This window comes from Flavobacterium hankyongi, from assembly GCF_036840915.1.
GTDB classification, from domain to species: domain Bacteria; phylum Bacteroidota; class Bacteroidia; order Flavobacteriales; family Flavobacteriaceae; genus Flavobacterium; species Flavobacterium hankyongi.
Map to the genome: position 1 here is coordinate 1,996,266 of NZ_CP085725.1, position 21,539 is coordinate 2,017,804.

The following is a 21,539-nucleotide window of genomic DNA, read 5'->3' on the forward strand; positions in this document are numbered from 1 at the left end:
AAATCCATGAAAGTCTCAAATAATGACATCAAACATAAACATCCCCAGAAACAAAAAATCTTTTAATAAATTATTACTACTTATTCCATTAACATTTATACCTGTAGTAAGAGTTGCAATCAAGAATACAGAAACAAATATTATTATATCAATTTTACTTTTTCTTTATTGTATATTAATGATTTTATTCTTCATAAATGCTTTAAAAAAAACCAACAAAACATCACCAGCTTTGATAATTAACAATGATGGATTAATAGACAATATTAGCCTTGCTAATGCTGGTCTAATTACATGGAATGAAATAACAAATTTTGAAGTTTTAAAAAGTGGTGGCTCTCCACATCTATTCATATTTGTCAAAAATCCTGAAAAATTCATTAAAAACAAACCTTGGTTTACAAAAGGGATGGTAACTCAAATGAATAAAGACAAAGGTAGCCCAATAGCCATAGACTTAAATCAAATTGATATTAATCCAAAAGAGCTTCTCGAAACATTATCTAAGTTTAAATAAAAAAACGTAAAAGATTTTTCTTTTTATATAACAGATAGCGGGAATTTTTAATCCTCGTCACAAACAAGACTCATCCTTATTTCATAAAAAAGTGAACCGAGTTTTAATAAAACAAAAATTTTCAAGCATCTATAGATTACAATGAAAACACAAACAATATTTAGATCATTATATCTTTTATTCCTACTTATTACTGTTACCAATTGTGATAAAAACTCAACGGATTGCCTACTTGGAATAAGGCCTAAACTAATTTCAAAAGAAATGAACACAGCAGTAGCTTTTCAACAATATAATGACAACATTACTTTCGAGATGGAAAACACGAGTACAGATAATTACTATATATCTGATATTTTAATAGAAGGAAACTTACCTCCAGGAATAAACTATAAGAAATTCAATAGTAACGGAATTAATTTTTATGGAGCTCCTAATACTACTGGAACATATTCATTTACTGTAAAAATAAAAGCTCGGCCAAATTATAGTACTGACGGTTCTACAGAAATGTGTGACAACATAGCCTCAAATAATTATAGTATTAAAGTAGACTAATATTTTACCTCTGTTAGTCTAAATCTCCTATTTCCTAAATACTTTTTCTTAAACGAATTAAATGCTTTTACGAAATTTCGTATAAAAAACTCTACTAGAAATAATAAGATCTTTATTTTTGCAAAAAATCAAAAAAATGAATAAAATCCTACTTTGCCTAATATTTCTGTCGTCTTTTGTAACTATTCGTGCGCAAGAATCTTTTGATGAGAAATCAATTATTGAAAACAATGCAAATTACTTCAAGTTAGAAAGAGAAAACATACATGTTCAATTTGACAAAACTGTATACCCAACAACAGAAATAATTTGGTTCAAAGGCTATGTAATAGATAAGGTTAGTAACTTACCAAATATTAAATCTTCGAATATAATAATGGAATTGTATAATTCTAAAAAAGAAAAAATAGATTCGAAGTTGCTTTATTCTGAAAACAGCACTTTTTTTGGTCATTACAAAACTGAAAAAATAACCGAATCTGGGAAATATTATTTTCGCTTTTTTACTAATCATATGAATAATTTTAGTGAGGACGAATCTTCTACCTACGAAATCACCATTATTAATCCTTCGAACTACGTTAGTAATTTACTACCTAAATTTGATATTAATAAAGTTAACATTAATTACTTCCCTGAATCAGGAATATTACTAGAGGACACCGACAATTCGATTATAGTAGATATTAAAGACTGCAATGGATTAGGAGGTGTAATTGAAAACATCCAAGTTCAAAACAATCAAAATAAAACTATAACTTCTTTTTCAACAAATAAAGAAGGTATTGGCAAGTTTAATCTTTTAAACACTAAAGATTCGAACTACAAAATAAAAATACAAAAAAACAATTCTGTTATATCTGAAAAAACAATACGAAAACCTACTAAAGAAGGATATATTATTAGTATTAACGACAATTATAATTCTGGAACATTATTTATTGAAATAAAGTCAAACTCATCAACTTTAACCAAAAAAGAAAAAATTTGGTTCGGAATACAGCATTTAGGTAATATAGAATTGATTAAAATAAATTTTGACGAAGGAAACTCGTCAAAAAGATTAGCTTTTTTTAAAAAAGATCTTAATTACGGAATAAACAATTTTGTAATTACTAACGAAAAAAAGGAAATATTATCCGAAAGATTATACTACAATCATAATTCAAATTCTAATAACAGTATTGAAATTATTAACAAAAGAATTACCAAAGATTCTATTAAATATACCTTTAAAAGTAATTTTAAATTAGGAGAAGTTAGTTATAGCATTTTACCATCTAAGTCTATTTCAAAACCAGAAAAAAACAGTATTTATTCTAGCTTAAAAATCAATAATTGTTTAAATAAAGAGTTAAATAATATCTCTTACTATTTAAATGATTATAATAGACTAAGACATTTTGAGCTTGACAATGCATTACAAACCGTAAAGTATAAATACAATTTTATAAACAACATGAATTTCCCTGTAGAAAAATTCGAAGCAGAAAATGGATTAACTCTTAATGGAAAAATCAATACCCAAATTGACAATAAAGATCATAAAATACAACTTTTAAGTATTTTAACTGGAAAAAGTATACTCTCAGATATTAATGAGAAAAATGAGTTTAGCTTTAAAAATCTTATTGTTGATGATTCTACTTCTGTGCATCTGACAATGTATAATAAAAATGGTAAAACTAAAGAGTTTTCTGCTGTTTACAATTTAGTTAAACCAAAAAGCACATTCTTTAAACCTATCAACATAAAGTCATATTGTCCAGAAAACATACTCAAAAAAGAAGATTTAAACGCAATAAATCTACCTATTTTAAACAAAAACAGTCATTTACTTGATTCAATTCACATCAATAAAACAGAAGTAAGAAAGCAAAAGCTTGTAAATAATAGAAAATCCCCTTATTTGAACGGCTTTTCCGATGGCTATAAAATTAATAGCGACATTATAAAAAGCTATAACGATGTAATTACTTTTTTAAGAAGCAAAGGATATGATATAAACACCTCAGGAACAGACGTAAGCATTAGATCAAGAACCAATTTAAGTTTTAGAAATGACAACCAACCAACAATAATGATGAACAATTCCCCTATTATAGATTTAAGCATACTTTACGGCATGAGCTTAGAAGAAGTTGATGAAATTTACATTAATAAAAGAGGATATGGAACGGGAAGTAATGGTGCTAGCGGTGTAATACACATCTTTACTAAAAAATCTTTTATGGGTAAAGGATCACAAAAATCTGTATCAAAAAACTTCATTTGTGATAGTGGATTTACACCATCTCTATTGTTTAAAAATACAATACCTGTAAACTTCACCAATAAAAGTTTTATTGATTTTGGTACATTTTTCTGGAATCCTAAAACTAATACTAATGAAAATGGAGCTTTTGAAGTTACACTACCGAGAGTGACTGATGAAAACATAACACTAATAATAGAAGGAATTGATAGTTCTGGATTGCTTTTATCTAAATCAATTGAGATTAAGCCATAATAATTATACAACATTAAAAAAAGAAACCCCGATTTCATAATCGGGGTTTCTTTTTTTATTCTTCCTTCTTGTACCAATCAAAATTGGTGATGTATGATATTCTAATTGTTAGGTTATCCTCTACTAAAGTATTTTTTAAATTCCAAATGTTTTGATGAATGTAACTCAACTGAATCTGATGATTTGGATTAAAATTATATCCAAAACCGGCAATAATTCTGTTTTGTTGTACTGCTGTTTTAGCATCTTTTACCCCTAAATTCACAAAAACTTCATCCCCTGCTAAAGCAAACAGCTTCGTCTTATCATTTTTTTTGATTAATGGATGATTAACCAAAAACATATAACGAAGGCGATTTCTATATTCAAAATTTGAAATTTCTAAATCACCTTGGTTGTTTACTGTTGCAATACCAACAAATCTACTTTCGTCTCTTAATCGGTGCGTTAATTTAAAATCCCTCAAATTATGAGTAAATACTCCTTGAATCCAAGCATGATGCTCAGGCGTAGTTAATTTATTCATTGGAATTTCTCCATAAACATAGGTATCATAATACGTATACCCTATACTTGCTACAAATGATTTTGAAAACTGATAATCTAACGATGGCCGTATAAACCATTGTTGCTTTTCTGAAAAACCATTGGCAAACCTCAATGAGGCTTCTAATGTAAGTGATAACTTTTCAGAAAATTTATTCTTTCCTGAATAATGTAGCCAAACATTAGTATTATTTGAAATTTGTTGAGAATAACTAGAACTGAACATCATTAAAAAAAGAACTATTGCTCTTAATCTAATAATCTTATACATATTTTAAAATTTTATTCGATGTGTACTCGTTTTTTAAAAATTTTCCAAAGTACTGGAAACGTAGTAAATGCCACAATAATTAAAACAATATACTCGATATAGTGTTTTAAATCGATATTATACTGATCTAAAAAGAATTGGTGCAAATAGTGACCAGAAAAAATCATGGAATATGACCATAAAAAAGAACCTATAATATTATAGAACATGAATTTCTTTTTGTCCATTGATACAATCCCAGCGATAACTGGTGCAAATGTTCTTACGATAGGTAAAAATCGGGCAAAAACAATAGCTCTATTACCGTACTTTTCAAAGAACTCTTTCGCTTGATATAAATACTTCTTTTTAAACAAAAACGAATCTTTTCGATTATAAAGATAAGTCCCGCTTTTAGCTCCAAACCAGTACCCAGCCATATTACCTAAAATCCCCATGATTGAAACCATTAGTGCAAACACAGTAACATTTAAGAAATCATTTCCTAAAGAAATTTGTTGCATTAAAGTCTCGCTGTAAATTCCAGCTAAAAACAATAAACTGTCTCCAGGTAAAAAGAATCCGGCAAGCAATCCTGTTTCGGCAAAAACTATAAATAAAACAACTAGTAAACCTATTTTAATTCCTCCAAATTCTAATAAGATATAAAACTCTGGATTAAGTAATTGTAACCAATTGAAATCGTTCATCAGTGATATGTAATTTTATAAAAGGCGAAGGTACTACATTTAGCACAATCGCCTTATTTTTTAAATAATAAATAATTCTTAAATATCTAACTGATATAGTTCGTGTAAATCTTCGTTTTTAGAAAAATTTACTTCTAAATCTGTTACATAACCAGAATTTAATCCGTAAACCCATCCGTGTAAATACAACTCTTGCCCGTTTTTCCAAGCTGTTTGTACGATAGATGTTTTAGCCAAATTTAGAACTTGTTCTTTAACATTCAATTCTACGAATTTATTAAAACGTTCTTCTTCGTTTTCAATAGGTGTTAATTTTTCTTTATTGAATCTAAAAATATCTTTTATATGACGAATCCAATTGTCAATTACTCCATAAGAAGTATTTCCCATAGCTGCTTTAACACCTCCACAGCCATAATGTCCGCAAACGATAACATGTGTAACTTTTAGAACATTTACAGCATAATCTAAAACGCTCAACATATTCATGTCACTATGCACTACCATGTTGGCAATATTGCGATGTACAAAAACTTCTCCCGGTTTAGCTCCAATTATTTCATTTGCTGGAACACGGCTGTCCGAACAACCAATCCATAAAAGAGGTGGGGTTTGACCTTTTGATAAATCTTTGAAATAATCTTTATCAATAGCCAATTGATCCTCTACCCACTTTTTATTATTTTCTAATATTTTTTTATAAAAATCACTCATACTTTTACTATTACCTTTAACTGAAAATCCTATTTTACAAATTCTGTGTCGTTATAAAATTCAACATCTCCAGTTTCGACATTATACATCGCTCCGATGATACCAATTTCACCATTTTCTATCATCTCAGCCAAGATATGACTTCTTTGCAATATAGATTTAACAGTTCTCTTCACGTTAATTTGAGCAACATTTTCCACAAATTCTGGATTTTTAGAACTTCTCTCCTGTTTTGTTTGTTGTTCTTCATAAACAGCAGGTTGTAATTTAGATAAAAGTTCTGTTAAGTTACCCATTTCTACATGATCACAAGCTCCTTTTACAGCTCCACATTTTGTATGTCCTAAAACCACAATTAATTTAGAACCTGCCACTTTACAAGCAAATTCCATACTTCCTAAGATATCTGTATTTACAACATTTCCGGCAATACGAATTGAAAAAACATCTCCTAATCCCTGATCGAAAATTAATTCTGCTGATGTACGGCTATCAATACAGCTTAAAATTGTAGCAAATGGCCACTGCCCTTCACTTGTTGCATTCACTTGCTCTAATAAATCCCTGTGTAATTTTAGATTATTAACAAAGCGATGATTTCCTTCTTTTAAGATTTCTAAAGCTTTTTTTGGAGTTATTTGTGATTGTAATTCTTTATTTAAAGTTCTCATATTATTATTTTGTTGTGTGTTGTACGTAAATGTGCTTTTCTTCTTCTCCAGTATTTTCTAATTCGTAAGCCTCTTTAAAGCCCACTAATTTAATCTTTATATTCTCTTCTTTGGCACGAATCTTTTTAAATTCTTTTATCAAATCTAGAACATCATGAGCTATATACACTGTATCTGAAGCATTTATAATTACTTTTGAATTTTCTGGAATTGATGCCAAAGTTGCTTTGATAGCTGATTTGTTCAAGAAAGAAACTTCTTGTGCTAAATCAATATGAATTACATCACCATCTTGATACTCTTCTTTTCTAAAATTATAAGCACGTTGCATGTTTCCTTTCAAAATAAAAATCACACTGATGATTAATCCTAAAGCAACTCCTTTTAATAAATCGGTAAAAACTACTGCCAGCATAGTTGCAATGAAAGGAATGAATTGATATTTACCTCTTCCATAAAAATGCTTAATCACGCTAGGGTTTGCTAATTTATAACCAACCAATAAAAGCACGGCCGCAAGAGTTGCCAATGGAATCATATTTAAAATTGACGGAATTGCCACAGCACAAACTATCAATAAAATACCATGAAAAATAGCTGACATTTTAGTTTCGGCACCTGCATTTGCATTTGCAGTTGTTCTTACTACTACAGAAGTCATTGGCAATCCTCCTAACAAAGCACTCACCATATTCCCTATACCTTGTGCTTTTAATTCTACATTAGTATCAGTATAGCGTTTGTATTTGTCCATTCTATCTGCTGCTTCAATACAAAGTAATGTTTCGATAGATGCCACTACAGCAATAGTAATTCCAACAATCCAAACTTTTTGATTAGTGAAAGCTGTAAAATCAGGCAGAGTAAAACTTTGTTTAAATTCATCGAAAGATGTTGGCACAGGTAGTTTAACCAAATGATCTTGGAGTACTGCCAATGAAGATCCAGAAGCTATAAAAATTTGGTTAACAACAATACCTACTATTACAGCAACTAATGCAGCAGGAACTAACTTCAAATTCTTTAAGAAAGGAACTTTGTTCCAGCCAATTAATATTGTCAAAGAAATTATAGTAATAATAGTCGCTCCCAGGTGAATGTTTCCTAATACTGAAAAGATTTCAGAAAACGTATTTTGTCCATCAGGTTGCAAGAAGGCTAAATCTCCTTCATAATCCTTATCATAACCAAAAGCGTGCGGAACTTGTTTTAGGAATATAATAACCCCAATACCTGCAAGCATTCCTTCAATCACATTATTAGGAAAATAATTTGAAATAGATCCTGCTCTTAAAAATCCTAAAGCAATTTGTAATAAGCCCGCAATTAAAACTGCAAGTAAGAAAACGTTAAAGCCTCCTAAATCAGTAATAGCTGTTAATACAATTGCTGTTAAACCAGCAGCTGGACCAGAAACTGAGAGATGTGATTTACTTAAGTAACCAACCACAATTCCTCCTACAACTCCTGAAATAATTCCGGCGAATAAAGGCGCCCCAGACGCCAATGCAATGCCTAAACATAAAGGCAAAGCTACAAGGAAAACCACTAATCCTGAAGGTAAATCAGAACCTAGGTTTCCAAAAATATTTATCTTTTTTGTCATAACCTTAAAAATTTAAAACAGTATTTTACCACAAGATACTCCTATGGCTATCATAAATATTTTAAACTTGCTCTGGTGGCAAAAGGTCTATGTGTTTATTTACTCGATAGTTTTTGAGTAAATAAAAGTCTGGAATTTCTTTTAATAGTGATTCGGCAAATAAGCCTCCGAAATTTTCATGTCCTATTATATATTCCGAAATAATCTGTTTTGTCTTTTGATGATGTTCTTCTTCCTCAGTAATAGTATAAGAGAATTTTGCTCCGCTAGCCTCATTGATTACACAAGTAATAACCGTTGAAAACTGGAAGAAAATAAATACCGCTAATACTATTTTAGTAAAAAACTTCATGGCGCGAATATAGTCAAATATGACACTTAAAAAAGAAGGATTAACATTTTATTAAAAAAAATCCTCGTTACTACACGAGGATTTTACAGAAATCTATTTGATTCTTTCGTATTGGCAACAACCGTGAAGCTTATCATAATCTTCATTTGTCGCTTTTACATTTTTTGTATCGTGACCTACTTTTGCAATAGCTTTTTCTATATTGCTTATGTCGCATTTTTCTTCATTAACAATCAAATGAAGCATATGATCATCATTATGCCATGTAGCACTTTTTACTCCAGGTACAGAAAAAGCAGCTTTTTCAATACGTTTTTTACACATTTCACAGTTCCCATTTACTTCAATGTTATACTTAGCATTTTTATTTTTTTTCTCTTGTGCAAATGATGTCAAACCAATCATCAACATCACTACTAAAATTATATTTTTCATATCTATAATAATTATTTCACTTTAAATCGTAAACCTGCATAAAACATTTTACCAAAAATTGGCGCATATACTACAGAAGTATCAAAAGTTGTTCCAAAAGGATTCCCTATACCAACAATAGCTTTATCTTGCTTGTAATTACCTAAATTCTCAGCTCCCACATACATCTCAAATACTGATGAAAAAGTACGAGTAATTTGCGAATTCATTACAATAAATGATGGAGAAAACTGAGAAAATTCTCCAGCTGTATTTGGCAATTGTTGTTTTCCTATCCAGTTCAATGTATAATCAAAACGCCACTGTTGTCCTTTTTCTTTTATATGAGTTTCAAATTCTAAATTTGTAAAGAAGCGATGCTTTGCTTGTAAAGGTCTTTGAAAATCTCCAGAATTATAACTCGTCATAATGTCATAATATTTATAAGCAGATCGGAAATTAAGATGTTTTATAATTTCGGTATTAAATTCAACTTGCAAGCTATTTGCAAAGGATTTTCCATTTAAATTATAAAAACTTACCTGATTATTGGACTGAAAAGCATCTACTACGACTTGATTTTGGAAATCTGTTCTATAAAAATCTACTGAAGCATCTGACTTCATTCCAAATAAATCGAACTTTTGTAAAAATCCAAACCCATAATTCCAAGCAATTTCAGGATCTAAACCATAAATCTTTCCTGAATTATCTAGAACATTAAAAGCTCTTGAACTCCCAAAGAATTGCTGATTTTCTGCAAATATGTTGGCTGATCTTTTTCCTCTTCCAACAGAGAAACGAAGTACACCATCAGTCCAAGGATTATAACGAGCATGCAATCGCGGAGTTACAAAAAAACCTAAACGATTGTGATAATCTGCACGCCCTCCCAAGATGAAACTAAAATTATCTGAATTATCATAAGTATACTCAAAAAAAGCTCCTAAAGAAGTGTCTTTTCTACCCACATCTGAAGCGTCAACAACTTCTTGGTACACATCTGAAGTAAAATTTAAACCAGTTGCGAATTTATTCATCGTGTTATTGATAATCGAATTGAAAATCAAATTAGAATAAAAACTCTTTTGCTTAATATCATACATTCTTAATCCAAAATAAGAATCTTGCTCATGCGATGTAAAAGCATTTTGAAAGCCAATACTTTGATAAGGCATATCTGCCCAAACGTATCCAATTTTTGATGAAAAATCGAAACGCTGAGTATTTATCTCTGAACCCCAAAATGCATTAGAAAATTTATGTTTATTAGGATCAAACCCTAATTGACCCGTTTGTTTTTCGTCATTCATATATCTGAAATTCAAAAAACTCACCCAACCTTTTTCAGGGTTAGCATACTGCCAACGATTCATTACATTGATTTGATTTCCTAGCGGATTATCCAAAAAACCATCATTATTCATGTCGTTTTTTGATACACGCATATTTCCATGAAGTAACAAACTTGTAGCCCATTTATCATTCACTTTTTGAGTTACATGTGTATTAACTTCGAAACGAGAGTCGGTAGAACCATAAACATTAAGATAGAAAGGGATTTCTTTAAGCGGTTTTAAAAGTTCAGTATTAATTTGACCCGAAATACTTTCGTAACCATTTATAACACTTCCTGCACCTTTAGTGATTTGAATACTTTCAACCCAAGTTCCGGGTGTAAAAGACAAACCAAAAGCTTGCGAAGCTCCTCGTACAGATGGTATGTTTTCTTCGGCAATTAATAAGTATGGACTTGTAAGTCCAAGCATTTTTATTTGTTTGGCACCAGTTAAAGCATCAGAAAAATTCACATCGATTGATGGATTAGTTTCAAAACTTTCGGCCAAATTACAACAAGCTGCTTTTAAGAGTTCTTTGCTTGTTAAAACTGTAGTGTTTGTTGCTTTAAGTAATGATTTTTGTACTTTTCCTCGTTTTGCTTCTACTTTTACTGTCTGTAAAGTATCTTGTACTTGTGCAGAAGCCTTGATTGAAAGGAAAACAACAAAAAACATGATTATATTTTTCATTGAATTTAATTTATTTGTTAGAAATACTTCTTTCTACAATAGTCAATTAGGACTAATTGCATTGAACAAATAAATTAGGCGTAGAAAATATACTGTGAATAAAGTTTGTAAAGCGGCGGAGCATTAGTATCACAGTAAAAAGAAGGATTTTCACTTTTTACTATAACTTCTTTTGACGCTACAAATTGAGAAAAATTATATTCCTGAGTAGGAATAAATGATGCTAAATCTAATTGGAAGTTTTTAACTAAAACATTTTCAGAAGTAGTCTTCTTGATGTCTACTTTGTTATTTTTACAACATTCATCATGAGTATCTTGCTTTGCGCAACATGATTTTTCAACTACACTTGGTTTTTCATCAACACAAGGCTCTTCAGTTTTATAATTGAATGATACTCCAGAAATTTTGCCTTCACAATAATGCACGTTGAAAGCCAATCCTACATTGGAAACCAATATAAGCGTAGACAAAAGAATGGCTATGTGTGCTTTTATTTTCATAATGCTATCGAGCTCCAAAAGTAGACATTTTTTAAAAAAAGTATTATAAAATCTTGTTAATTGATTTCGATAATTTGTTTCAAGTACGGAATTTCACATGTTATTTGGTATCTAGATTCAATTTGAGTTTTAAGTTCAATAAAAGCTTTTGTTTCTCCATGAACCAAGAAAATGGTTTTTGGTTTTTCTTCTAATTCTGATAACCATTGTAGTAAATCTTCTTGATCTCCATGAGCAGAAAGCCCTTCTATTTCTATAATTTGGGCATTTACCGGATAATAATTTCCATACATTTTAATTTCATCAGCACCTTCAATCAACTTGCGTCCGCGAGTACCTTCTGCCTGATAACCAACGATAATAACTGTATTTTTAGAATCAATAATATATCTTTCCAAATAACTCAAAACTCTTCCTCCAGTAACCATTCCACTTGCAGCAATAACCACTTTGGGTCTATCGTCATAAATAGTCTCTATTGTTTCCTCAAAATTGGTTATAAGTTGAAACATATCACACATAGCCTCACATTCATTTAATTTAAGTTTATGCCAGGAATGATTTTCTGTAAACAAATCAATGACTTTTATTCCCATTGGGGTATCTATAATATAAGGTATCTCGGGAATTCTACCTTGTTTTTTCAATTTCCAAATAAGATACATAATAGTTTGTGCTCTTTCAACGGCAAAACTTGGTATAATTACGTTCCCTCCTCTGGAAATAGTTTCATTGATACATTTTTCTAAATCTTCCATTGGGTCATTATCTGGATGTAAACGATCACCATAAGTACTTTCTAAAAAAACATAATCGGCTTTTTTAGGTTTTATTGGTTCAAAAAGCAAATCATCATTATCCCGACCAATATCTCCAGAGAAAACCAATGTTTTTCCTTCAAGTTTCAATTCTATTGAACAAGCACCTAAAATATGACCTGCATAAAAATATCTAGCAGAAATTTCAGCATCTAAATTAAATTCTTTATCCAAAGAAATAATTTTAAAAAAAGGCAAAACACGTTCTGCTTGCTCAACTGTATATAAAGGTTCGGCTGGATTATGTCTAGAATAATGCTCTTTATTTGCTTTTTCAGCCTCTTCTTCTTGAATTTTAGCAGAATCTAATAAAATCAACCTCGAAATGTCTTTTGTAGGGCTTGTGCAATAAATTTTACCTTCAAAACCTTGGTTCACTAATCGAGGTAACCAACCACAATGATCCAAATGACCGTGAGTAAGCAAAACATAATCTATTGTTGACGGCAATACATCTAATGGCTCCCAATTGAATTGTCTTGTTTCTTTATTTCCTTGAAACAATCCACAATCTATAAGGATTCGGATGCCGTTAGACTCTATTAATGTTTTGGAACCAGTAACAGTCCCAACTCCTCCAAAAAACTGTATTTTCATAAGTACTTTATTTTAAATGCACAATTCTGAAACCTCTTTAGTGATATTTTTAATTCTATTTTGACTTAAACCTATAAATGATAAACTATCAGTATTTTCTTTTAATTGTTTTACAACTATAATGTCAAGCATGAGTAATTGCTCTTTTTCTACAGAAGAAAGTGTCGTTAAACAAGTTATTGGATACAAATGAGAGTTTTCAATTTTATTTCTAAGATTGTTTCCTTTAGGGAATTCCCAACTTAACAATTCAATACCTGAGCAAATGGCAAATTTCACCGCATCATCAGAAAACCTATTATTTGTAGCAATAAGACAGTTGTTTATAAATATTGATTGATCAAAAACGGAATGCGTTTGACTTTTCAGATCATTAAACCTAGAAAGAATGTACATGGGCACTTTCACATCAGAAACAATATCACGATTGGCGTGAAATTTACATTCTATCATTTTTACTTCGTTGCCTTTTTGAATAATTAAATCCACTTCATGTGATACACATTTTCCTTCCAAATTCAAATTGATTTGGGTAGTGTATCCTTCTTCTCTAAACAAATACGAAATATATTTTTCAAAATAAAATCCAGCTGGCCCTAATAATTCTAAAGAGGCTCTTAAATTATACCTTGCCGCATTTGCTTTTGATCCCTTTTTAAGCAAATCAAAAGCTATTTTATAAATTTTCTTTGTCGTAATTCCTTCAAAAAGTTTTCCGTCTATTTGACTTAATACATTTTCGACTACGTCTTTACTTGCTCCAGATTTAAGGAGAGACTTTTCCAACTTGGATTTTTCAAAATTTACAATATCTCCTGAATGCTTTATAATTTTCATCTTAAACAGACTAATTATATAAAGTTAAGAAAATATTTATAAAGTTTTTTTCTGATAAAGGAATCCTGGGATAAAAAGAAGTAAAAACAACGGCTGAATAAGAAATCTTCTTACATAGAATAAAATCATTTTCTGTTCTTCATCAAAAAAATGAAGCAACACAAACATTCCTAATAACAAAAAGATTAAGAATATAATTAAAAGCACCACAGAAAATTTAACCATTTGCATCTCTTGAAAAATCACGTAGATAATTGCAATAGAAAACACTGAGTTTAAAAAATAACGAAATATCCAGTTTGCAAATAAAAGCACTTCGTTATAATTGGGATACTTTAAATGTGAAAATTCAGATTGGAAATAATTTATAAAAGGATCATAGAACCACTCATTTTCAAAAGCTCTCACCGAAACCAAAAGACCCAGCAAAAAAACAAAGAGTGTAATTTGTGCTCTTCTATTTAGTTTCTTCCGAAGCATATTTATAAAATTTATAAATCCATAAAAACCAAAGCAAAAAAACAATTCCATAAATGATTAGAGGAAAAACAACTCCGTGAATTATATGTTCTTGCTCTGGAAACTTATTCAAAATCATTATTATAAAACCAATTCGCAAAATATTGAGCACATAAATCAGAACACTTCCTGCTAAAACATATAACAAAGTTGGTTTTATAGTAGTAGAAAAAGCAACAATAAAGGAAACGAACAATATTATAACACTAACTGCATTACAACCTTCAATTATTCTACCTACGTAGTTGTTGTTATAAATAACAAGGTAATACTCCCCTCTTTCATCCTTTACCGTTTTAGCATTTTCATCAGATACTTGAAGTAATTTCTCTGAAAGCACAGAAACGTTAGAAGTAATTCCATCTACACTATTACCTTCATAACTTTTAAGATACAATTGATAAATTACAGTCAACACTAAATAAGTCAGAAAAAATTTTGCAAGAAAAAGCAAGAAAGGTTTGTATTGCTGGATATAATTATTCAAAACAGTTTTTTAACAAATTTATATAAAAATTAAAATTAGCGTTAGTTACTTTTGCACAAAACACATTAAAAATGAATTTTAACGACTTACAACCTAAAGTTACCGAAATAGTAAAATCATCTTTAACGAGAGATGAAAAATTATTAAATATCTGTCAACTTTTACAAAACAATATAAGTTATTACAACTGGGTAGGATTTTATTTTGCTAATCACGAAACAAAAACATTACACCTAGGGCCCTATGTAGGCGCAGAAACAGACCACACGGTGATTCCATTTGGCAAAGGAATATGTGGTCAAGTAGCTGAATCTAATGCAAACTTTGTTGTGCCAGATGTTTCTGCTCAAGACAATTATATTGCTTGCAGCTTTACTGTAAAGTCTGAAATTGTCGTTCCTTTATTTGTAAACGGAATAAACATTGGACAAATTGACATTGATAGCCATGTAATTGATCCGTTTACAGAAGCAGACGAACGTTTTTTAGAATTTGTAAATCAAGAAGTTGCCAAATTATTTTAATACAAGAATAAAAGTTTGCTACTTCAAAAAATAAGTTTACCTTTGCACTCGTATTGAGAAAACCTCAATCTACATAATAATCATTTAAATAATATTAGAATGTATTTATCAAAAGAAAAAAAGGCTGAAATCTTCGCTCAACACGGAGGAAAAGCTGAAAACACTGGTTCTGCTGAAGGGCAAATCGCTTTATTCACTTTCAGAATCAACCACTTAACTGAGCACTTGAAAAGAAATCGTCACGATTACAACACTGAGCGTTCGTTAGTGAAATTAGTAGGTAAAAGAAGAAGTCTTCTTGACTACTTGAAAAATACGGAAATCAACAGATACCGTGCGATTATCAAAGAATTAAACATCAGAAAATAATCAAGATAAAAAGAGGTGCCTGCGCGCCTCTTTTTGTTTTATATATTTGTTACAGAAAAAGTTTGGTTTTTCATTGGGTTTCAGACAACTACACAACACACAACAACACAACTAAAACCCTTTGTTTAATTTAGAATTAGATTTTTATGATTCCAAAAGTGTTCCAAGAAGTTATCGATTTAGGTGACGGAAGAAGTATCACAATCGAGACTGGAAAATTAGCCAAACAAGCTGACGGATCTGTGGTTGTTAGAATGGGCGATGCAATGCTTTTAGCAACCGCAGTATCTGCAAGAACTGCAAACCCTGGCGTAGATTTTTTACCATTAACAGTAGATTATCGCGAAAAATTTGCAGCAGCAGGTCGTTTCCCTGGAGGTTTCTTTAAAAGAGAAGCACGTCCAAGCGACAGCGAAGTATTAACAATGCGTTTAGTTGACCGTGTATTGCGTCCACTATTCCCAGATGACTATCACGCAGAGACACAAGTTATGATTCAGTTAATGTCTCATGACGAAAATGTAATGCCTGATGCATTAGCAGGACTAGCAGCCTCTGCGTGTCTTGCTGTATCTGACATTCCTTTTTACAACTTAATTTCTGAAGTACGCGTAGGTCGCGTTGACGGAAAATTAGTAATCAACCCAAGTAAAGAACAATTAGAGCAATCAGACATCGACATGATGATTGGTGCTTCTGATGATTCAGTTTGTATGGTTGAAGGTGAAATGAAAGAAATTTCAGAAGCCGAAATGATTGAAGCAATAAAGTTTGCACACGAAGCAATCAAAATACAAATTAAAGCTCAAGAGCGTTTACGTGCTGCTGTTGGCTCTCCTGCTTACAGAGAATACGAAGGCGACAAATCAGACGAAGCTGTTTATGCAAAAGTGAAAGCTGCATCTTACGATAAATATTATGCAGTTGCACAAGAAGCTTCTGCTAAGAGTGAAAGAGGTGAGAAATTTGCCGAAATCAAAGAAGAAGTAAAAGCATTGTTCACAGAAGAAGAGCATGCTGAAAACCCAGATTTAGCTGAATTAGTTTCTAAATACATCTACAAAACACAAAAAGAAGCTGTAAGAAACGTTGTTCTTGAAAAAGGAATTCGCTTAGATGGTCGTAAAACAACAGAAATTCGCCCAATTTGGTCAGAAGTTGATTATTTACCATCTGCTCATGGTTCAGCTATTTTTACTCGTGGGGAAACTCAAGCTTTAGCTACAGTAACTTTAGGAACTTCAAGAGAAGCAAACATAATTGACTTACCTTCTGAACAAGGTGAAGAGCGTTTCTATTTACACTACAACTTCCCTCCTTTCTCAACTGGTGAAGCTAAACCTTTAAGAGGAACTTCAAGAAGAGAAGTTGGACATGGAAACTTAGCGCAAAGAGCGTTAAAAAACATGATTCCTGCTGATTGCCCTTACACAATCCGTATAGTATCTGAAGTATTAGAATCAAATGGTTCATCGTCTATGGCAACTGTTTGTTCAGGAACTTTAGCTTTAATGGATGCTGGTGTTCAAATGATCAAACCAGTTTCTGGAATTGCAATGGGATTAATCACTGATGGTGAAAAATTTGCAGTTTTATCTGATATCTTAGGAGATGAAGATCACTTAGGAGATATGGACTTCAAAGTAACTGGAACTGCCGATGGTATCACCGCTTGTCAGATGGATATTAAAATTGATGGTTTACGTTACGACATTATGGAGCAAGCGTTAGAGCAAGCTCGTGATGGACGTTTACATATATTAGGTAAATTAACAGAAACTATTGCCAAACCAAACGCAACTGTAAAACCAAAAGCTCCAAAAATCATCACTGTTACCATTCCTGGAAACTTTATTGGTGCCTTAATTGGCCCTGGCGGAAAAGTAATTCAGGAATTACAAAAAGCAACAGGAACAACTATTGTTATTAACGAAGTTGACGAACAGGGTGTTGTTGAGATTCTAGGAACAAGTCCGGAAGGCATCGACACTGTTTTAGCTAAAATCGACTCTATAATTTTCAAACCGCAGGTAGGAGAATCTTATGAAGTGAAAGTAATCAAAATGCTTGACTTTGGAGCAGTAGTTGAATACACTAAAGCTCCTGGAAACGAAGTATTATTACACGTTTCTGAATTAGCTTGGGAACGTACTGAAAAACCTTCTGACGTAGTTAACATGGGTGACGTATTTATGGTTAAATACTTAGGTTTAGACCCTAAAACTCGTAAAGAAAAAGTTTCAAGAAAACAACTTCTTCCTCGTCCACCACGTGAAGAGAAGAAAGATGATAAAAAAGAAAATCCTCAAGGTTAATTAATTCAAATTAATTCAATAGGTTGAACCCTGCTCTAAGAGCAGGGTTTTTTTGTTATAAACTGTAAGATTACACATATAACAAATTGAAAATTAAAGCATTACTTATTTTTTATTGATAAATAATCATCCAAAATGACCATACAATGAGATATCTTCAGTCAAATAAAAAAAATACTGCTTAGAATTGAATAAAAATGAAAAAATGATGTATTTTCGTAAAAAAAGAAAATATTGAAATCAGCTTTAACATTATTGGGAATACTTTACTCTTCACTACTTATTTCACAGACACAAGATTATAAGGATATTTATACTAAAATTGACAAAGAGTTAAGTATTGGAAACTTGAATTTGGAAAAAGGAAAAATTTACATTAATAAAGATGTTAATGTAAAAAACAACCATAGATACTTATTTAATGATGCAACCTTTATATCCAATATAAAACACAACAAGCAAATTTATTATAACAATAATGTAAAGTATGACATTTTTCAAAACATTCTTATTGTAAATCCAAGCAACCAATCAAAAAGATTATTTGTGGAGCTTAGTAAAAATGAAGTCGAATCTTTCACTATTGAAAATAAAAACTTTGTTCTAATTGAATTACCCAACAATGAAAATTGGTATTGTGAAGAAAATTTGATTTCTTCCTCATTTACTTTCTACATAAAATACCAAAAAAGAAAAAAGAAATAATATCTGACAATGTCATAAAACCTTTCTATACAGAGGAAGTATCATTTTTTTTAAAAAAACAAGGAAAGATTTCACAAATTGATTCCAAAAAAAGCATAGTAAATCAATTTCCTGAATTAAAAACCGAAATAAATGATTTTTACAAAATGAATAATCATCTTCTAAAAGATGAAAAAATTAAATTCATGGAAAATCTAATTTTTAAAATAAAAAGTCTACAGAAATAATTACCATGAATAAATTTCAGCTTTTACTCATTCTTCTATTTTTCAATTTAACTTACTCACAAGAAAATAAAATTTCTTTAGAATATTCAAATCAAAACTACAGAAGTATAATTCAAAAAATAGAGCAAGCAAGCCCTTATAGGTTTTTTTATGACGATAGATGGATAGACGACACTAAGTACTTTAGCAACGAATTTAAAAACAAATCTATAGATCAAATTTTAAATCAAATTTTTGAAGACTCAGATATAAATTTCTTTATTGATTCAAACAGAATTATTTTAACTCAAAAAATTCTAATTCATGATAAATTAGCTGATTCATTCTACAAAAAAGAAAACAATGACAAACAGTTATCTAGCAAACCATCTCCCGTTTTTTATCAAGAATATAACAGTTCAAAAACTCAACTAGATTCAATTTCTTTAATAGGCAAAGAATCTAAAGACAACTATTCAAAAGGATCGAATTTCAAACTCACTGGAACTATAAAAAACAAAAAAAGCAATGAATTCATCCCTGACGTAAATATTTCAATAAAAAAATTAGGCATAAATACAATTTCAGATGATCAGGGTAATTTCGAATTAAATCTCCCTCCTGGAATTCACACGGTTTCATTTTCAATTCAAGGCTTTAAATCCAACACAAAGAAAATAATTGTTTATAATAACGGTAAATTAAATATTAATTTGACAGAAAGCGCCACACTTTTGAGTGAGGTTGTAATAAAAGGAAAAAATAAACAAAAGTTACGTACAGCTATTACCGGTGTTACCACAATAGAAGCTGAAGGGGTAAAAACTGTCCCGTTAGTTTTTGGAGAAAGAGATGTTCTTAAAATAGCCACAACAACACCAGGTATTAAAACTGCTGGAGAAGGATCAGCAGGTTATAATGTAAGAGGAGGAAAAGAAGATCAAAATTTATTTATACTTGACAAAGGAACTATATACAATCCTTCACACTTCTTTGGCCTATTCTCTGCATTAAACCCATACATTGTCAAAAAGGTTGATATTTACAAAGGGAGTATACCAACTGAGTTTGGAGGACGTTTATCATCAGTTTTTGACATTTCTTCTAAAAATGGTAATGTTGAAAAATTATCAGGCGAAGGAGGTATTGGCCCGGTAACGAGTAATTTAGCAGTATCAATTCCAGTCATCAAAAACAAAGCAAGTCTTTTAATTGGAGGTCGAGGAACGTATTCTGGTTGGATTCTTAAAAGTTTAGATGAGGAAAAATTAAAAAATAGCAAAGCATCTTTCTATGATTTTTCAACAAGATATTCTCATAAAATAAATGACAACAATTCTATTGAATCAACAATTTACTACAGTAATGACAAATTTAACATAACTGCAGATTCATTATTTTCATACAATAACAGATTAGTAACTTTAAACTGGAAGCACAAATTTAATGACAAAAATGCAAGTGAAATCACATTGACAAATTCAAAGTATAACTTTACAATTAATTACTCAGGTATTCCGCAAAACTCATTTAAATTTGGATATACTAATAATGAAACGCAGTTTCAGATTAAGCTAATAAAAACACTAAATGAAAAAAATAGGCTTAGTTATGGCATCCAATCTAAAATATATAAAATAGAACCTGGTTATATTTTTGGAAATACTGAAAATTCAAATATCCAATCTAAAAATATAAATACTGAAAAAGGCCTTGAGAGTGCTTTGTACATTAGTGACAATTACAAAATATCCGACAAATTACTTTTTGATATAGGAGTAAGATATTCGATTTATAATGCCCTTGGACCAAGTATCCAAAAAAGCTATGCCCAAGATCAACCTAGAGGACAAGGAACCCAAACAGGAGAGACAACATACAAAAACAATGAGTTTTTTAAAACATACCACGGTTTTGAGCCTCGTTTAGCCCTAAGATATTCTATAAATAGCAGTCTATCTATTAAAGGAAGTTACGACAAAACATTCCAATATATCCATTTGCTTTCAACAAATACTACCCAATCCCCTACAGATACATGGAAGTTATCAAACAATAATATAAAGCCTCAAAGTGGAGAGCAGTTTTCGGTTGGAATATTTAAAAATCTAGACCCAAATAACATCGAAATAAGTACTGAGTTTTATTATAAAAAATCTAAAAATATTTTAGATTATAAAGTTGGTGCTAATCTGGTCATGAATGAATACCTAGAAACGGAACTACTACAAGGCAATGGAAAATCATATGGAGCTGAATTATTAATTAAAAAAAAAGAAGGACGATTAAACGGATGGTTAAGCTACACTTACTCGAGATCTTTCATTAAGCTTGACGGACAATTTGATGAGGAAAAAGTAAATAATGGTAAATTTTTTCCAACCAATTTTGACAAACCTCATGATTTAAATTTAATTTTAAATTATAAATTAACAATGAGATATAGTTTTTCTGGAAACTTTACATATCAAACAGGAAGACCAGTTACATATCCAGTAGGAAAATATACTTATAATGGTAATGAATACCCAGTCTATAGCGACAGAAACGCATTCAGAATTCCTGATTATTATAGACTTGACCTAGGAATCAACATTGAAGGAAATCATAAAATAAAAAAATTAGCACATAGCTTCTGGAATATATCGGTTTACAATGTTCTAGGAAGAAACAACCCTTATTCTGTATACTTTGTAACCAAAAATGGTGAAATAAAAGGATATAAAACAACCATTTTCAATGTTCCTGTTCCAACTGTAACCTATAACTTCAAATTTTAATT

Annotated in this window: 21 protein-coding genes; 8 read left to right on the forward strand and 13 right to left on the reverse strand. The window is 30.6% G+C overall.

Annotation, left to right across the window (positions count from 1 at the left end):
• Positions 1-22: 22 nt before the first annotated feature.
• The 3 genes from LJY17_RS09285 (at position 23) to LJY17_RS09295 (ending at position 3,584) form a co-directional block, all read left to right on the forward strand.
• Positions 23-517, forward strand: coding sequence for an STM3941 family protein (locus LJY17_RS09285; protein WP_264543553.1), 495 nt, complete (start codon positions 23-25; stop codon positions 515-517).
• 264 nt (positions 518-781) lie between these two features.
• Positions 782-1,075 carry a hypothetical protein gene (locus tag LJY17_RS09290; protein ID WP_264543554.1) on the forward strand — a complete coding sequence of 98 codons (294 nt, stop codon included), beginning with the start codon at positions 782-784 and terminating at the stop codon, positions 1,073-1,075.
• Positions 1,076-1,211: 136 nt separating this feature from the next.
• The gene (locus LJY17_RS09295; RefSeq protein WP_264543555.1) at positions 1,212-3,584 is read left to right on the forward strand and encodes a hypothetical protein; all 2,373 of its coding nucleotides are present in this window, start codon (positions 1,212-1,214) and stop codon (positions 3,582-3,584) included.
• Positions 3,585-3,639: 55 nt separating this feature from the next.
• Here LJY17_RS09295 and LJY17_RS09300 read toward each other — a convergent pair whose 3' ends face one another.
• The 13 genes from LJY17_RS09300 to xrtF form a co-directional block, all read right to left on the reverse strand.
• A complete protein-coding gene (locus LJY17_RS09300; protein ID WP_264543556.1) occupies positions 3,640-4,401 on the reverse strand; it encodes a DUF2490 domain-containing protein in 762 nt (253 codons plus the stop codon).
• An 11-nt stretch (positions 4,402-4,412) separates the two neighbouring features.
• Positions 4,413-5,090 (reverse strand): DedA family protein, encoded by a 678-nt coding sequence (locus LJY17_RS09305; RefSeq protein WP_264543557.1) that lies wholly within the window; start codon positions 5,088-5,090, stop codon positions 4,413-4,415.
• Positions 5,091-5,168: 78 nt separating this feature from the next.
• A complete protein-coding gene (gene can, locus LJY17_RS09310) occupies positions 5,169-5,804 on the reverse strand; it encodes a carbonate dehydratase (RefSeq protein ID WP_264543558.1) in 636 nt (211 codons plus the stop codon).
• A gap of 29 nt (positions 5,805-5,833) precedes the next feature.
• Positions 5,834-6,475, reverse strand: coding sequence for a carbonic anhydrase family protein (locus tag LJY17_RS09315; protein ID WP_264543559.1), 642 nt, complete (start codon positions 6,473-6,475; stop codon positions 5,834-5,836).
• 4 nt (positions 6,476-6,479) lie between these two features.
• Positions 6,480-8,081: a SulP family inorganic anion transporter gene (locus LJY17_RS09320; protein WP_264543560.1), complete on the reverse strand. Its 1,602-nt coding sequence runs from the start codon at positions 8,079-8,081 to the stop codon at positions 6,480-6,482.
• 61 nt (positions 8,082-8,142) lie between these two features.
• Positions 8,143-8,433 (reverse strand): hypothetical protein, encoded by a 291-nt coding sequence (locus LJY17_RS09325; protein WP_264543561.1) that lies wholly within the window; start codon positions 8,431-8,433, stop codon positions 8,143-8,145.
• Positions 8,434-8,526: 93 nt separating this feature from the next.
• Positions 8,527-8,868, reverse strand: coding sequence for a heavy-metal-associated domain-containing protein (locus LJY17_RS09330; protein ID WP_264543562.1), 342 nt, complete (start codon positions 8,866-8,868; stop codon positions 8,527-8,529).
• A gap of 11 nt (positions 8,869-8,879) precedes the next feature.
• Positions 8,880-10,877 carry a TonB-dependent receptor plug domain-containing protein gene (locus LJY17_RS09335; protein ID WP_264543563.1) on the reverse strand — a complete coding sequence of 666 codons (1,998 nt, stop codon included), beginning with the start codon at positions 10,875-10,877 and terminating at the stop codon, positions 8,880-8,882.
• Positions 10,878-10,951: 74 nt separating this feature from the next.
• Entirely contained in the window at positions 10,952-11,380 is a 429-nt protein-coding gene (locus LJY17_RS09340; protein WP_264543564.1) for an HYC_CC_PP family protein, read from the reverse strand.
• A 56-nt stretch (positions 11,381-11,436) separates the two neighbouring features.
• Positions 11,437-12,795, reverse strand: a complete 1,359-nt coding sequence (locus LJY17_RS09345) for an MBL fold metallo-hydrolase (protein ID WP_264543565.1) — start codon at positions 12,793-12,795, stop codon at positions 11,437-11,439.
• A gap of 12 nt (positions 12,796-12,807) precedes the next feature.
• Entirely contained in the window at positions 12,808-13,632 is an 825-nt protein-coding gene (locus LJY17_RS09350; RefSeq protein ID WP_264543566.1) for an ATP cone domain-containing protein, read from the reverse strand.
• A 36-nt stretch (positions 13,633-13,668) separates the two neighbouring features.
• Positions 13,669-14,112, reverse strand: a complete 444-nt coding sequence (locus tag LJY17_RS09355) for an exosortase F system-associated membrane protein (RefSeq protein WP_264543567.1) — start codon at positions 14,110-14,112, stop codon at positions 13,669-13,671.
• Positions 14,090-14,638, reverse strand: a complete 549-nt coding sequence (gene xrtF / locus LJY17_RS09360; RefSeq protein ID WP_264543568.1) for an exosortase family protein XrtF — start codon at positions 14,636-14,638, stop codon at positions 14,090-14,092. Before xrtF ends, LJY17_RS09355 begins: the two co-directional genes overlap by 23 nt.
• Positions 14,639-14,709: 71 nt before the next feature.
• Here xrtF and LJY17_RS09365 point away from each other — a divergent pair, with 71 nt between their 5' ends.
• From LJY17_RS09365 to LJY17_RS09385, 5 genes are all read left to right on the forward strand, one after another.
• Positions 14,710-15,162, forward strand: coding sequence for a GAF domain-containing protein (locus LJY17_RS09365; protein ID WP_264543569.1), 453 nt, complete (start codon positions 14,710-14,712; stop codon positions 15,160-15,162).
• Positions 15,163-15,261: 99 nt separating this feature from the next.
• Positions 15,262-15,531: a 30S ribosomal protein S15 gene (gene rpsO, locus LJY17_RS09370; protein WP_073310129.1), complete on the forward strand. Its 270-nt coding sequence runs from the start codon at positions 15,262-15,264 to the stop codon at positions 15,529-15,531.
• A gap of 146 nt (positions 15,532-15,677) precedes the next feature.
• Positions 15,678-17,846: a polyribonucleotide nucleotidyltransferase gene (locus tag LJY17_RS09375; protein ID WP_264543570.1), complete on the forward strand. Its 2,169-nt coding sequence runs from the start codon at positions 15,678-15,680 to the stop codon at positions 17,844-17,846.
• Positions 17,847-18,080: 234 nt separating this feature from the next.
• Positions 18,081-18,551: a hypothetical protein gene (locus tag LJY17_RS09380; RefSeq protein WP_264543571.1), complete on the forward strand. Its 471-nt coding sequence runs from the start codon at positions 18,081-18,083 to the stop codon at positions 18,549-18,551.
• Positions 18,552-18,783: 232 nt separating this feature from the next.
• Entirely contained in the window at positions 18,784-21,537 is a 2,754-nt protein-coding gene (locus LJY17_RS09385) for a TonB-dependent receptor (RefSeq protein ID WP_264543572.1), read from the forward strand.
• Positions 21,538-21,539: the final 2 nt, after the last annotated feature.